This window comes from Microbacterium hydrocarbonoxydans, assembly GCF_023715885.1.
In the GTDB taxonomy this organism is placed as follows: Bacteria; Actinomycetota; Actinomycetes; order Actinomycetales; family Microbacteriaceae; genus Microbacterium; species Microbacterium hydrocarbonoxydans_C.
The window spans coordinates 237,208-250,770 of sequence record NZ_JAMBOY010000001.1 but is presented as its reverse complement, the minus strand read 5'-3'; the positions used below and the strand labels follow the sequence as shown (position 1 = coordinate 250,770).

General features: G+C 68.8%; 14 protein-coding genes. 10 read left to right on the top strand and 4 right to left on the bottom strand.

The genetic code is table 11. The features are described from left to right. Window positions 1-55: 55 nt before the first annotated feature. The 5 genes from M3195_RS01080 (at window position 56) to M3195_RS01060 (ending at window position 5,648) form a co-directional block, all read left to right on the top strand. Entirely contained in the window at window positions 56-1,378 is a 1,323-nt protein-coding gene (locus M3195_RS01080; RefSeq protein ID WP_251584389.1) for an extracellular solute-binding protein, read from the top strand. A gap of 102 nt (window positions 1,379-1,480) precedes the next feature. Further along, window positions 1,481-2,455 (top strand): carbohydrate ABC transporter permease, encoded by a 975-nt coding sequence (locus tag M3195_RS01075; RefSeq protein WP_251584388.1) that lies wholly within the window; start codon window positions 1,481-1,483, stop codon window positions 2,453-2,455. Further along, window positions 2,455-3,309, top strand: a complete 855-nt coding sequence (locus M3195_RS01070) for a carbohydrate ABC transporter permease (protein WP_251584387.1) — start codon at window positions 2,455-2,457, stop codon at window positions 3,307-3,309. The genes M3195_RS01075 and M3195_RS01070 overlap by 1 nt, the downstream gene beginning before the upstream one ends. A 123-nt stretch (window positions 3,310-3,432) precedes the next feature. Next, window positions 3,433-4,545 carry an ROK family protein gene (locus M3195_RS01065; protein WP_251584386.1) on the top strand — a complete coding sequence of 371 codons (1,113 nt, stop codon included), beginning with the start codon at window positions 3,433-3,435 and terminating at the stop codon, window positions 4,543-4,545. Next, window positions 4,542-5,648 carry an ROK family transcriptional regulator gene (locus tag M3195_RS01060; RefSeq protein ID WP_251584385.1) on the top strand — a complete coding sequence of 369 codons (1,107 nt, stop codon included), beginning with the start codon at window positions 4,542-4,544 and terminating at the stop codon, window positions 5,646-5,648. The genes M3195_RS01065 and M3195_RS01060 overlap by 4 nt, the downstream gene beginning before the upstream one ends. A 136-nt stretch (window positions 5,649-5,784) precedes the next feature. Here the strand turns inward: M3195_RS01060 and purQ are convergent, their stop codons facing one another. From purQ to M3195_RS01045, 3 genes are read right to left on the bottom strand one after another with little or no spacing between them, the layout of a single operon-like run. Continuing rightward, a complete protein-coding gene (gene purQ / locus M3195_RS01055) occupies window positions 5,785-6,492 on the bottom strand; it encodes a phosphoribosylformylglycinamidine synthase subunit PurQ (protein ID WP_251584383.1) in 708 nt (235 codons plus the stop codon). Continuing rightward, the gene (gene purS, locus M3195_RS01050) at window positions 6,489-6,737 is read right to left on the bottom strand and encodes a phosphoribosylformylglycinamidine synthase subunit PurS (protein ID WP_251584381.1); all 249 of its coding nucleotides are present in this window, start codon (window positions 6,735-6,737) and stop codon (window positions 6,489-6,491) included. The genes purQ and purS overlap by 4 nt, the downstream gene beginning before the upstream one ends. Window positions 6,738-6,776: 39 nt before the next feature. After that, complete coding sequence (locus tag M3195_RS01045; RefSeq protein WP_251584373.1) at window positions 6,777-7,340, bottom strand: DUF2306 domain-containing protein; 564 nt, start codon at window positions 7,338-7,340, stop codon at window positions 6,777-6,779. A gap of 66 nt (window positions 7,341-7,406) precedes the next feature. Here M3195_RS01045 and M3195_RS01040 point away from each other — a divergent pair, with 66 nt between their 5' ends. Beyond that, entirely contained in the window at window positions 7,407-8,024 is a 618-nt protein-coding gene (locus M3195_RS01040; protein WP_251584372.1) for a MerR family transcriptional regulator, read from the top strand. Between the two features lie 18 nt (window positions 8,025-8,042). Here the strand turns inward: M3195_RS01040 and M3195_RS01035 are convergent, their stop codons facing one another. Further along, the gene (locus M3195_RS01035) at window positions 8,043-8,576 is read right to left on the bottom strand and encodes an adenine phosphoribosyltransferase (RefSeq protein WP_251584371.1); all 534 of its coding nucleotides are present in this window, start codon (window positions 8,574-8,576) and stop codon (window positions 8,043-8,045) included. Between the two features lie 235 nt (window positions 8,577-8,811). Here M3195_RS01035 and M3195_RS01030 point away from each other — a divergent pair, with 235 nt between their 5' ends. The 4 genes from M3195_RS01030 (at window position 8,812) to M3195_RS01015 (ending at window position 13,556) form a co-directional block, all read left to right on the top strand. After that, window positions 8,812-10,119 carry an ABC transporter substrate-binding protein gene (locus M3195_RS01030; protein WP_251584370.1) on the top strand — a complete coding sequence of 436 codons (1,308 nt, stop codon included), beginning with the start codon at window positions 8,812-8,814 and terminating at the stop codon, window positions 10,117-10,119. A 76-nt stretch (window positions 10,120-10,195) separates the two neighbouring features. Then, window positions 10,196-11,233 (top strand): carbohydrate ABC transporter permease, encoded by a 1,038-nt coding sequence (locus M3195_RS01025; protein WP_251584369.1) that lies wholly within the window; start codon window positions 10,196-10,198, stop codon window positions 11,231-11,233. Then, a complete protein-coding gene (locus M3195_RS01020) occupies window positions 11,230-12,120 on the top strand; it encodes a carbohydrate ABC transporter permease (RefSeq protein ID WP_374209297.1) in 891 nt (296 codons plus the stop codon). The genes M3195_RS01025 and M3195_RS01020 overlap by 4 nt, the downstream gene beginning before the upstream one ends. A gap of 5 nt (window positions 12,121-12,125) precedes the next feature. Further along, window positions 12,126-13,556, top strand: a complete 1,431-nt coding sequence (locus M3195_RS01015; protein WP_251584368.1) for a GH1 family beta-glucosidase — start codon at window positions 12,126-12,128, stop codon at window positions 13,554-13,556. Window positions 13,557-13,563 lie beyond the last annotated feature (7 nt).

Sequence of the window (13,563 nt, the reverse complement as noted above, 5' to 3'; positions counted from 1 at the left end):
CGCTCGACACATCGACGTATCCGAATGCGGTATCCCACCTACCAAGGAGATTCACGTGACAATCAAGAAAATGGCGGCTGTCGGTGCATTGGGCATCGCCTCCGTCCTCGCGCTCAGCGCGTGCTCGGGTTCCGCCGGCACCGGCAACGCCGGCGCCCCCAGCGACGGCAAGGTCCCCGAGGTCGACGGCAAGGGCGAGACCCTCACCGTCTGGGTCATGCAGAACGACTACACCGAAGAGACGCTCGCGGCGATCAACGAGGAGTTCACGAAGCAGACCGGAGCCGAGGTCACCATCCAGTCGCAGACCTGGGACGGCATCACCACCAAGCTGACCACGGCCCTCGCCACCGACACCCCGCCCGACGTCGTCGATGTGGGAAACACGCAGATCGCGAGCTACGCGGCGACCGGCGGTCTGCTCGACCTCACCCCGTACAAGGACGACCTCGCGCAGGGCCAGACCTGGCTCGACGGACTCGTCGACCCCGCGACGATCGACGGCGACCTGTACGGCGTTCCGGGCTTCGCCGGCGCCCGTGCCGTCATCTACAACAAGGCGATGTGGGCGGCAGCCGGGGTCACCGAGGTGCCCACGACGTTCGACGAGCTCACGGCCGCCCTTGACAAGGTGAAGGCCGCCAACGCCCAGACCTCCGACTTCTCGGCGTTCTACCTCCCCGGCCAGTACTTCTACGCGGGCATGCAGTTCGTGTGGGACGCCGGAGGCGACATCGCAACCGACGACGACGGCGAGTGGAAGTCAGGCTTCTCGTCCGATGAGGCGATCGAGGGTCTGACGGCCTTCAAGGAGTTCCAGAACGAGTACTCGACCGCAGCATCCGCGACCCTGGACACGTTCGAGCCGAACCAGAGCCAGCTCTTCGCCGACGGCAAGACCTCTGCGATCCTCAACACGAACACCGGCGCGATCCTCAAGATCAACCCCGACCTCGAGGCCGACCTCGGCACGTTCCCGCTGCCCGGCATCTCGGGCGAGGCGCAGCCGGTCATGCTCGGCGGCTCCGACTGGGCCGTGCCGGTGAAGTCGAAGAACTCCGACCTCGCGCTGAACTGGGTGAAGATCGCGACGAGCCCCGACATCCAGAAGGACTACGTGTACGGCGTCGACGGGTGGATCCCGAACAGCGTCGAGGGCATCGAGTTCGCTCAGGAGTCGGTCGACGAGGTGCGGTCGAGCTTCTTCACCGCCGCCCTGCGGTCGAAGGCCACACCGGCGAACGCGAACTGGACGACGATCGAGAGCAACAAGGCCATCAACGGCCTGTTCTCCGCCATCGCCTCCGGTTCGAAGAGCGTCGAGGACGCGGCGAAGGACTTCGACGCCGACGCCGACAAGACGCTCAACATCGAGTGATCCCCGGGATGCCGCGCGCTCGCGCCGAGCGCGAGGCATCCCTCCCCTCGACCTCCCGGCCGCCTCTCCGACGGCCCGTCCGCTCCGACGAAAGGCGAGCCCTTGGCCACCACCGCAGTCGAGTCCCCGCCGGCTCCCGCATCCTCCCCACGCCGCGCTGCTCCCGCGCGAGGCTCCGGCGGCACCACCCGGTCGTCCGCGCCGTTCTGGCTGCTGACCCCCGCGGGTCTCATGATCGTGTTCGTGACGCTGCTGCCCATCGGGTTCCTCGTCTTCACGTCGTTCACGAACTACAACCAGCGCACCCTGTTCACGGGCGCCTTCGACGTCGTCGGGCTCGACCAGTACGCCGCCGTGCTGGCCGACGAGGGCTTCTGGCTCTCGCTCCTCCGAACGATCGTCTTCACCGCGGCGCTCGTCGTCGGCAGCGTCGCGATCGGCGCCGGCATGTCGCATCTGATGACCCGCCTACCCACGCCTCTCCGGCACGTCACGACGGTCGTGCTGATCCTCGCCTGGGCGATGCCCAACGTCGCCTCGTCGATCGTGTGGTCGTGGCTGTTCCAGCCGCAGTACGGCGTCATCAACTGGATGCTGACGCAGCTGCGCGTCTTCGGCGACATGACCAGCCGCGACTGGGCGTCCGATCCCGTGCTCGCTTGGATCTGCATCTGGCTGCTCGTCGTCTGGGGCGCGGTGCCCTTCATCGCCCTCACGCTGTACGCCGCCGAGACTCAGGTCGCGGTCGAGCTGAAGGAGGCCGCCCGCCTCGACGGCGCCTCGGAGTGGACGGTCTACCGCGTGGTGGTGCTCCCCTCGATCGCTCCCACGCTTCTGCTCGTGACGATGCTCTCGATCATCTGGGACTTCAACGTCTTCAACCAGATCTGGCTGATCTCGGAGGGCGGACCGAACGGCGCGACCTCGACCCTCGGGGTCTTCACTTACACGACGGCGTTCTCGGGCAACCTGCAGATCGGCACCGGGTCGGCGATCGCGGTCGCCTCGACGATCATCCTCGCGGCGCTCAGCGCCCTGTACATCCGGAACCTCGTGCGCTCGGGAGAGGACCTCTGATGACCACCCGTACCCGCCGCCTGCGTCGGCGCCCCTGGATCAGCAGCACCATCGCGATCGTCTTCTGCGTCGTGTGGGCGTTCCCCGTCTACTGGATGGTGAACACCGCGTTCAAGCCGCGGTCGGAGATGCTCAGCACCACGCCGCACTTCATCCCCGAGTCGCCCACGCTCGACAACTTCTTCACGGCGATCGGCAAGGGGCAATTCCTCGTCTACCTGCAGAACTCCGTGATCGTGGTGGCCGGAGCGGTGATCTTCGCGATCGTGCTCGGCATCTTCGCGGCTGCCGCGCTGTCGCGGTTCCGCTTCCGCGGGCGCCGCCCGATCCTCGTGCTCATCCTCATCGTGCAGATGCTCCCCGGCACCGCGCTGCTCATCCCGCAGTTCCTCATCTTCAACTCGATGGGGCTCCTCGGCACCTACTGGGGACTGATCTTCGCGTACGTCGCGAGCGTGCTGCCGTTCTCGATCTGGGTCATGCGGGGCTTCTTCCTCGCCATCCCGATCGAGATCGACGAGGCGGCGCGCATCGACGGCGCCTCGACCTGGCAGGTGCTCACCCGCGTGCTGTTCCCTCTGGTCATGCCGGGCATCGTGTCGAGCAGCGTGTTCGCGTTCATCGCGGCGTGGAACGACTACATCGTCGCGTTCACGTTCATGAAGGATCAGGCGAGCTACACGCTGCCGGTGTGGTTGAACTCCTTCACCGTGTCGGTAGGCGGCGACATGGGCACCGACTACGGCGGGCAGATGGCCGCGGCCACCCTGTTCTCGCTGCCCGTCGTGGTGTTCTTCATGATCATTCAGCGCAACCTCGTCACCGGCATGTCGGCCGGCGCCGTCAAGGGCTGAGCGCGGGGGATGGATTCCGATCACGACCCCGATCCGTCCGTCGCACCGCACGCCGATCCGTCCGTCGTTCCGGCTGCTCGGGAGCCGGGCTGGACGGATCGGCGTGTCGGGAGACAATGGGCTGTGGCCGATCTCCGCATCACGACCAAGGCGCTCCCCGAGCACAACCGCCTGCGCAATCGCGCCCTGCTGCTGCAGAGCCTCTTCCACGACGGGCCGCGCAGTCGCGCCGACATCGCGCGTGGATCGGGGCTGAACAAGGTCACCGTCTCGTCGATCGTCGCCGACCTCATCGAGCAGGGCATCCTCGCCGAGCTCGGACACTCGACCGACGTGCGCGTCGGCAAGCCGGCCACCCTCGTGGCGATCGACGACGACTCGCGCTCCATCATCAGCCTCGATCTGTCCGACACCCTGTCGTTCCGCGGTGCGGTGATGAACCTGCGGGGTCGAGTCGTGCACCAGAAGCGCGTCGACATCATGACCGAGCGGGGAGCCGACGCGGTCGCGAAGGCCATCGCGCTCGCCGAGGAGCTCCTCGCCCTCGCTCCCGCCCCGGTGCTCGGCATCGGCGTCGGAAGCCCCGGCGTCGTCGACCGGGAGGGCGTCGTGCGCTTCGCCCCGCACCTCGGACTCTTCGACACGGATCTGCGCAGGGCGCTCGGCGACCGGTTCGATCTGCCGGTGCACGTGGTCAACGACGCGAACGGGATGGCGCTGGCCGTGCACACGTTCCGCGAGAACGACGGCCGCAGCATCCTCATCGTCACGATCCAGCGCGGAGCGGGTGCCGGGCTCATCGTGGGGGAGAACCTCATCGACGGCATGGACTTCACGGCCGGCGAGATCGGGCACGTGGTCGTCGACCCCCGTCGCGAGACCGAGTGCCTCTGCGGACGCGCCGGCTGCCTCGACGCGATCGTCGCGGTGCCGGCCCTGCGGCGCCGGCTCGACGCGGGCGAGGAGCGGATGCACGTGATCGACGACGCGGCGGATGCTCTCGCCGCCGCCGTCGCGCCCATCATCTCGCTGCTCGGAGCGACCCACGTCGTGATCGTCGGGCCGGAGGACGTGTACGACGAGGACTTCGCGCAGCGCACCCGTGTGCACCTGGCCGAGCGCACGCTGCCCTCCACGACGAGCTCGATCGGCGTCGACATCGCGTCGGACGGCGCGCTGCTCGCGCTGCAGGGACCGCTGGTCGCGGTGCTGTCGGCCGAACTGGGCATCTCGTGAGGGCCGGAGGGGAGAAAGCCCTGCCGGAGCACACCCGGCGGGCCAACCGCTCCCTCATCCTGCGCACACTGTTCCGCAGCGACCCGATGAGTCGCGCCGACCTCGCGCGGGCGACCGACCTCACCAGGGTGAGCGTGTCGCGCATCGTCGACGATCTCGCCGCGGAGGGCATCGTGCGCGAGAGCGGCCCGAGTCCCGAGGGCCGCGTCGGCAAGCCGAGCACCCTCATCGCGCTGAACCCCGACGCGTACCACGTCGTCACCCTCGACCTTTCCGCCTACGCCGAGCTGACGGGCGCGATCATGAACCTCGTCGGCGACGTCGTGCACACCATGAGCGTGCCGACCGACGGTGCACGCGGCGAGGAATTGCTCGCGAAGGTGTGCGCGCTGGCATCCGCCCTCGTGAAGCGGTCGACCGTGCGCGTGCTGGGCGTCGGCATCGGGTCACCCGGCGTCGTGAACGCCGACGGCGTCGTGCGAGAAGCCGTCGCCTTCGGCTGGCGCGACCTCGACGTCGGCGCGGCCGTGTCGGCCGTCGTGCCCGTGCCGGTGCACGTGGCGAACGATGCGAACGCCGCCGCGCTCGCCGCCCGCACCTACGGGCAGCCGGTCGTCGACAACCTCGCCCTCGTGCGCATCGGCCAGGGCATCGGAAGCGGCGTGATCGTCGCCGGGGCGCTCGTGACCGGCGAGCGCTTCACCGCGGGAGAGATCGGGCACGTGCTCGTCGACGAGGGCGGCGAGGTGTGCCGCTGCGGTCGGCGCGGATGCCTAGAGGTCGTCGCCGCGACCCCGTTCCTGCGCCGCCGACTGGCGGATGCCGAAGGCGACACCGACGCCGTGCTCGCCGCAGCCGGTCAGGCGCTCGGACGGGTGCTCACGCCGGTCGTCGCCGCCCTCGGATTGGAGCAGGTCGTGCTGTCGGGGCCGCCGGACGTGGTCGGCGACGTCTTCCTCCAGGCGGCGAAGGCGGCGATCGAGCACGAGGCGCTGGCGATCGTCACCGACGACTTCGAGATCCGCGTGGCCGTGCGCGGCGACGACATCGTGCTGCTCGGCGGCACCGCCCTCGTGGTCGCCGAGGAGCTCGGCATCCGCTGAGGTGTCAGGTTCGCCCCGCGCCCCCACTCGCGCGCCGAGCCACCCCTCTTGCGCCGAGCCACCCCCGCGCGTGCCGTACGCACAGGGGAGGCTCGCGTGAAAAGGGGTGGCTCGGGCAGGGGAAGGGTGGAGCGCGTCAGGCGGCGACGCGGGCGACCGCGGCCACCGCGCTCGTGAAGAAGTCGAGGCCGTCGACACCGCTGCGCATCGCGGCGGTCGTGTCGGGGCCGAAGCCCGGCTCGGTAGCGTGCTCGGGGTGGGGCATCAGACCCACGACGTTGCCCGCCTCGTTCGTCAGACCCGCGATGTCGCGCAGCGACCCGTTGGGGTTGACGCCCGCGTAGCGGAACGCCACGAGGCCCTCGCCCTCGATGCGGTCGAGCGTCTCGTCGTCGGCGATGTAGCCGCCGTCGGCGTTCTTCAGCGGGATGACGATCTCCTGGCCGGTGCGGAACCGGTTGGTCCATGCGGTGTCGGAGTTCTCGACGACGAGCTTCTGGTCGCGCCGCACGAAGTGCTGGTGGTCGTTGCGGATCAGGCCGCCGGGCAGCAGGTGCGCCTCGACGAGCATCTGAAAGCCGTTGCAGATGCCGAGCACGGGCATCCCCTTCGCCGCGGCATCCTTCACCTCGGCCATGATCGGCGACAGAGCGGCGATCGCGCCCGCGCGCAGGTAGTCGCCGTAGCTGAATCCGCCCGGCAGTACGAGGGCGTCGACGCCCTCGAGGTCGTGCGATCCGTGCCACAGTGCGACGGGCTCGGCTCCGGCGATGCGCACGGCGCGCTGCGCGTCGCGGTCGTCGAGCGAACCCGGGAACGTGATGACCCCGATGCGCGTGGTCACTCCGCCACCTCGACGCCCACGACGTCCTCGATCACGGAGTTCGACAGCACCTCGTCGGCGATGCGGCGGGCCTCGGCGAGCACCTCTTCGGTGACCTCGCCCTCGACCGTGAGCTCGAAGCGCTTGCCGATGCGGACGTCGGTGAAGCCCTCGACGCCGAGGCGCGCGAACGCTCCGGAGACGGCCTTCCCCTGCGGGTCGAGCAGTTCGGGCTTGGGCATGACGTCGACGACGATGGTGGGCATGACGGCTCCAGGAGTCGCGGGCGGACGGGCCACTCCAGTCTACTGTCCCGGGGCTGCGGCCACCTCCGGCGTCTCGGATGCGGAGGAGGAGGCGGATGCCGAGCGCTTCCGCGCGGCGCGAGCGCGGGCGCGGCCGTCGAGGAACCGGCGTCCCTGCGGAGAGAGCACGGCGAGCACCCAGAGCGTCGCGGCGATGACGATCGCCGCCACGATCGCCCAGAACAGGGCGGGGTCGCCGACGGCCAGGGTCGGAATGGCGCGACCCGGTACCAGTGCGGCAAAGGCGCCTGCGGCGACGGTCCCCGCCCAGGAGCCGATCATGTTGCCGCGGTGCGCCTTCACGTCGCCGCGCATGATCGCCCGGATGCCGAGGGTCGTCGTGATCAGCGTGAAGACGGCGAGGCCATGGAAGATCGTGAATCCACCACCTTCGTAGATGAAGAGCCCCGAGACGCAGACGAAGTACATCATCACCGCGAAGGTGCGGCCGAGGAACCGGTGGGCGGCATCCTTCCGTCGACGCAAGAAGTTGACCGGACCGAGCAGGATGACGAACGAGGCCGCCACCGCGTGGATCGGGATGAGGATGTGGAGGAGGTCCATGCTGGCAGGATAGGGTCGCTATCCGATGGCCGCATCCTGGATAGCACGATCACGGAGGACGATCCGATGAAGCTCGCGCAGCTGGCTGAGCGCACGGGCGCGAGCAGCGCTTCGCTCAAATTCTGGATGCGTGAGGGCATCCTGCCGCCCGGCGAGCTGCGCAATCAGACCACGGCGGTCTACGGTGAGAGGCACTGCGAGCGCGTGGCCCTCATTCAGACGCTCCGCACTGAATTCGACGTCTCCATCCGGCAGATCCGCGATCTGACCGATCTGATCGATCGGCCGGATGCTGCGCCGCTCGACGTGATGCAGGCGTGCCAGGTCCTCGCCACAGGCATGAGCACCACGGAGGAGTCCGACCCCGAGCAGGAGGCGCTGCTGGCGCAGCTGCACGCGAAGATGGGCTGGGTGCCGTTCGGGAGCGTCGCCGGCTCGGCGCTGGTGCGGGCGCTCGCCCAGTCGGCGCGCGTGGGGTACGCGTACGACCTCGGGGATCTCGTGCACTATGCGCAGGCACTCGAGCCGATCGCCGTGGCCGACCTCGACTCGATCCATCCCGAGGGCACGCTCGATACGGTCGCGCGGAACCTGCTCGTCGCGGCGGCCGCCCAGCATCGTGTGCTGGTCGCGATGAACCAACTGGCGCATACGGCCGCCGCGGTGCGGACGGCCTTGGGCTGACGGCGCTCGGCCTGTGCGTCAGGCGGAGTGGAAGACCGTGTGCAGGTCGCCGATGGCCTCGCGTCCGCCGAGGCCGTCGATCTCGAACAGCACCGAGATCCCGGCGACGTGGCTGCCGAGGCGCTCGACGAGCTGGCGTCCGGCGGCGAGGGTTCCCCCGGTCGCGAGCACGTCGTCGATCAGCAGCACGCGGGACCCTGCGGGGAGGTCGTCGTGCATCTCGATCGTCGCCGTGCCGTATTCGAGGGCGTAGTCCACGGATGCTGCGGGGCGGGGCAGCTTGCCGGCCTTGCGGATCGGGATGAGACCGACACCCGCCGCGATCGCCGCGGCGCCGGCGAGGATGAACCCGCGCGCCTCGATGCCGGCGACCACGTCTAACTGCCCGGCGAACGGCTCGATGATGGCCTCGGTCGTGACGCGCAGCGCCTCGGCATCCGCCAGCAGCGGCGTGATGTCGCGGAAGACGATGCCCGGTTCCGGGTAGTCCGGGATGCTGCGGATCAGCGAGGCGGCGCGGACGAGGGCGGGGGAGAGTTCGGTGTCGGGCACCGGACAAGGGTACGCCGTCTGCTCCCGGTCAAGAATTTCGGGCGAATGCCGCTTCTGCGGCCTCATACGCGGATCATGGCCGCAGAAGTTGCCGGAGGCCGCAGAGGTTCACCAGATCGCGGCGCTTGACATCCGTGGGAGCGCTCCCATAGAGTCGCTCCAACGTCGTGGGAGCGCTCCCACGAGATCCCGACCTTGCACTACCACCGCACGACCCACCACAAAGGAGTGACCTGTGAACACACGTGCCCGCACCCGGATCCTGACGGCGACAGCCGCGGCATCCGTTTCCGCTCTCGCCCTCGCCGGCTGCGCAGCGACCGGCTCCGGTGACGCCGAAGGAGGCGACGGCGACATCACGCTCACCGTCACCACGTTCGGCACCTTCGGCTACGACGACCTCTACGACGAGTACGAGAAGGCGCACCCGAACATCACGATCGAGGCGACCAACATCGATACCGGCGGGAACGCCCGCACCGACGCCTTCACGAAGATCGCCGCGGGCTCCGGGCTCAGTGACATCGTCGCGATCGAGGAAGGCTGGCTCGGCGCCGTCATGGACGTCTCCGACACCTTCGTCGACCTCCGCGACTACGGCATCGAGGACCGCAAGGGCGACTGGGTCGACTGGAAGTACGGACAGGCGACGGATGCCGAGGGCCGCGTGATCGGCTACGGCACCGACATCGGTCCGAGCGGTATCTGCTACAACGGCGCCGCGTTCGAGGCAGCCGGGCTGCCGAGCGATCGCGAGTCCGTCGCCCAGCTGCTCGACGGCGACTGGGAGAACTACTTCCAGGTCGGCGCCGATTACACCGCCAAGACCGGCAAGGCCTGGTACGACCACTCCGGCTTCGTCTGGAACGCCATGGTCAATCAACTCGAGGAGGGGTACTACACCGCCGACGGCAAGCTGAACGTCGAGGACAATGCCGAGCTCAAGGAGCGCTTCGAGCTGCTGGGCGCGGCGACCGAGGGAGGCCAGTCCGCGGCACAGACCGCGTGGGACTGGAACGGCGGAAAGTCGTTCGTCGACGGAACTTTCGCCACGTTCGTCTGCCCCGGCTGGATGCTGGGCGTCGTGCAGGGTCAGGTCGAGGCCGGCGGCGGCGACGCCACGACCGGCTGGGACTTCGCCGACGTCTTCCCCGGCGGCGCGGCCAACTGGGGTGGCGCGTTCCTCTCGATCCCCGAGACCTCGCAGCACAAGGAGGCGGCCGCCGAGCTCGCCGACTGGCTGACGCAGCCCGAGCAGCAGGTCAAGCAGTCGGCGGCTGCCGGCAACTTCCCGTCGACCGTGAAGGCCCAGGAGACGCTGTCGGCGGATGCCACGCCCAACGCGTTCTTCAACGACGCGCCGACCGGGGCGATCCTCGCCGAGCGCGCCAAGGGCGTGGTGGCGCAGTTCAAGGGCGCTGACGACTCCGTCATCCAGGAGAACGTCTTCGGCCCGGCGCTCAGCGCGCTCGACCGCGGCGAGACCGACACCCAGGGTGCGTGGGAGCAGGCCATCGACCTGCTGAACGAGCTGGTCGGCTGACCGCGAGACCGCCCGTCGACGGGCTCAGGGCCACAGCGGCCCTGAGCCTGTCGAAGCACCTCGACAAGGAATCCTCATGACTCTCACCCAAGAGCGTCCGGCGACGGCATCCGCAGCGTCGAAGACGGATGCCACGCCGCCGCGTTCCTGGCGGCACCGTCTCTCGCGGTTCGACCAGAACGCCTCGCCGTACTTCTACATCTCGCCCTTCTTCCTGCTGTTCGGGCTCGTGGGGCTCTTCCCTCTGCTGTACACGGTGTGGGTCGCGGTGCATGAGTGGGACCTGCTGAAGGGCCAGGGCGAGTTCGTCGGCGTGGGCAACTTCGCCGAGATCCTCGCCGATGGGATGTTCTGGAACTCGATCGGCAACACCCTGAGCATCTTCGTGCTCTCCGCGATCCCGCAGCTCGCGATCGCACTCCTCATCGCCTATCTGCTCGATCGCGGCCTGCGGGCGCCGACGTTCTGGCGTATGAGCGTGCTCATCCCGTTCGTGGTGACGCCGGTCGCGGTGGCGATCATCTTCTCGAGCATCTTCAACGAGGCCGACGGCCTCGCCAACAATCTCCTCAACCTCATCGGCATCGCCGACCAGCAGTGGAAGCACGACACGTTCCTGTCGCACATCGCCATCGCGGTGATGGTGAACTTCCGCTGGACCGGTTACAACGCGCTGATCCTGCTCGCGGCGATGCAGGCCGTGCCGCGCGACCTGTACGAGTCGGCTGCGCTCGACGGCGCGGGCGCGGCGCGGCGGTTCTTCTCCATCACGATCCCCACGATCCGGCCGACGTTGATCTTCGTGATCATCACCGCCACGATCGGCGGCCTGCAGATCTTCGCCGAGCCCCGGCTTTTCGACGTGTCGACAGCGGGCGGTATCGGCGGCAGTGACCGGCAGTTCCAGACGACGGTGCTGTTCCTCTGGGAGATGGCGTTCTTCCGTCGAGACCTCGGCGAGGCGTCGGCCGTCGCGATCCTGCTCTTCCTGCTCATCGTCGGCATCGGCGTCATCAACTTCCTCATCTCGCGACGCATCTCGACGGGAGACGGCCCTCGCAGCCGTTCCGTCCGGCGCCGCACCCGCACCACCAGCAAGGAGAGCGCGCGATGACCGCCACGATGGCACTCAGCGTCCCCGAGAGGATCCGTCGGCGCCGAGGTGCGTCCAGCGGGACCGCCGGCATCGGCAGCCGCCCCGGATTCCTCACCTACGGGCTGCTCGCAGCGTTCATCATCGGCAGCGTCTACCCGCTGTGGTGGTCGATCGTCGTCGCCAGCGGCACCAATGCGACGCGCGGCGAGACGCTTCCGCTCGTCCCCGGCGGCAACTTCTTCGCCAACGCCGCGAAGGTGCTCGACGCCATTCCGTTCTGGCTCGCGCTCGGCAACTCGTTCCTCATCTCGGCCATCATCACGGTCTCGGTCGTCACGTTCTCGACGCTCTCCGGATACGCCTTCGCCAAGCTGCGCTTCCGCGGACGCGACGGCCTGCTCGTGTTCGTGATCGCGACCATGGCGATCCCCACGCAGCTCGGCATCATCCCGCTGTTCATGCTCATGCGGGAGCTGGGATGGACCGGGTCGATCGGGGCCGTGATCGTGCCGACCCTCGTCACCGCGTTCGGCGTCTTCTTCATGCGGCAGTATCTCGTCGACGTGATCCCCGACGAGCTGATCGAGGCTGCCCGCGTCGACGGCGCGAACCAGTTCCGTACCTTCCTCACCGTGGGGGTGCCCGCCGCGCGCCCGGCCATGGCCATCCTCGGGCTCTTCACGTTCATGACCGCGTGGACCGACTACCTGTGGCCGCTCATCGTGCTCTCGCCGCAGAATCCGACCCTGCAGACGGCTCTCAGCCAGCTGCAGTCGGGTTACTACATCGACTACTCGATCGTGCTCGCCGGCGCCGTGCTCGCGACGCTGCCGCTGCTCGCGCTCTTCGTCGTCGCCGGACGTCAGCTCGTGAGTGGCATCATGGCGGGCGCGGTGAAAGGATGACGTCCATGACGCGTGCCTTCCCCGACGACTTCCTGTTCGGAGCCGCCACGGCGGCCTATCAGATCGAAGGGGCGGCGTTCGAGGACGGCCGCACGGCGTCGATCTGGGACGCGTTCAGCAGGGAGCCCGGTGCGGTGGTGCGCGGCGAGAACGGCGACGTCGCATGCGATCACTACCATCGCTACCCGCAGGACGTCGCGCTCATGAAGGACCTGGGTCTGCAGACATACCGTTTCTCGACCTCGTGGTCCCGGGTCCGACCCGACGGTGGCGCCGTGAACGCGAAGGGCGTCGACTTCTACAGCCGACTCGTCGACGAACTCCTCGATGCCGGCATCCTGCCCTGGCTGACGCTGTACCACTGGGACATGCCGCAGGCGCTGCAGGAGTCGGGCGGCTGGACGAACCGCGACACCGTCGGGCGCTTCCTCGAGTACGCGGGCAGCGTGCATGACGCGCTCGGCGACCGCGTGAACGTGTGGACGACGCTCAACGAGCCGTGGTGCTCGTCATTCCTGTCGTACACGGGAGGGGAGCACGCGCCCGGCCACACGAGCATCGCCGAGGGGCTGCTCGCCTCGCATCACCTGCTGCTCGCACACGGCGAGACGGTGCGCGAACTGCGCAGGCGCGATGCGGGCCTCAACCTCGGCATCACGCTGAATCACACGGTCGCCGATCCGGCCGACCCCGAGAACCCGGCCGACGTCGACGCCGCGCGGCGGGTCGACGGCCAGTTCAACCGCTGGTTCCTCGACCCGATCTACCGCGCGCAGTATCCGGGCGACATCGTCGAGGACATCCGTGCGGTCGACGCCGAGGCCGTGACACGGTTCGAGGATGCCGTGCACGACGGCGACCTCGAGACGATCGCGCAGCGCATCGACACGCAGGGAGTGAACTACTACCACGGCGACCTCGTCGCGGGCGAGGCGTCGGCGGAACCGCCGCACGTGAGCGTGCCGGTGACCGACCGACCCGCCCGCAGCCCGTACCCGTCGAGCGCCGGCATCCATCCGGTGGAGCGCGGCCTGCCGCGCACAGCGCAGGACTGGGAGGTGCAGCCCGAGGGCCTCACCCGGCTGCTGCAGCGCGTGTGGACGGAGTACGCCGAGCCCGCGGGCACCGTGCTCTACGTCACCGAGAACGGTGCCGCCTACGACGACGTCGCCGTGGTCGAAGACGGCGAGACCCGCGTGCACGACGAGGACCGCACCGAGTTCGTGCGACTGCACTTGACGGCGGTGCTCGACGCGGCGGAGGCGGGGGTCGACGTGCGCGGCTTCTTCTACTGGTCGCTGTTCGACAACTTCGAGTGGGCCTGGGGATACGACAAGCGCTTCGGCATCGTACGCGTCGACTACGACACGCAGGAGCGCAGCGTGAAGGATTCGGGCCGGGAGTACGCTCGGATCATCGCCGCCCGGGCGCTCTGACGCCGGG

Excerpts from the sequence above, each read along its gene's own strand:
- M3195_RS01070 (WP_251584387.1), top strand. The coding sequence starts at position 2,455 with ATGACCACCCGTACCCGCCGCCTGCGTCGGCGCCCCTGGATCAGCAGC.
- purS (WP_251584381.1), bottom strand. The coding sequence starts at position 6,737 with ATGCCCACCATCGTCGTCGACGTCATGCCCAAGCCCGAACTGCTCGAC.
- M3195_RS01045 (WP_251584373.1), bottom strand. The coding sequence starts at position 7,340 with ATGGACCTCCTCCACATCCTCATCCCGATCCACGCGGTGGCGGCCTCG.
- M3195_RS01040 (WP_251584372.1), top strand. The coding sequence starts at position 7,407 with ATGAAGCTCGCGCAGCTGGCTGAGCGCACGGGCGCGAGCAGCGCTTCG.
- M3195_RS01025 (WP_251584369.1), top strand. The coding sequence starts at position 10,196 with ATGACTCTCACCCAAGAGCGTCCGGCGACGGCATCCGCAGCGTCGAAG.
- M3195_RS01020 (WP_374209297.1), top strand. The coding sequence starts at position 11,230 with ATGACCGCCACGATGGCACTCAGCGTCCCCGAGAGGATCCGTCGGCGC.
- M3195_RS01015 (WP_251584368.1), top strand. The coding sequence starts at position 12,126 with ATGACGCGTGCCTTCCCCGACGACTTCCTGTTCGGAGCCGCCACGGCG.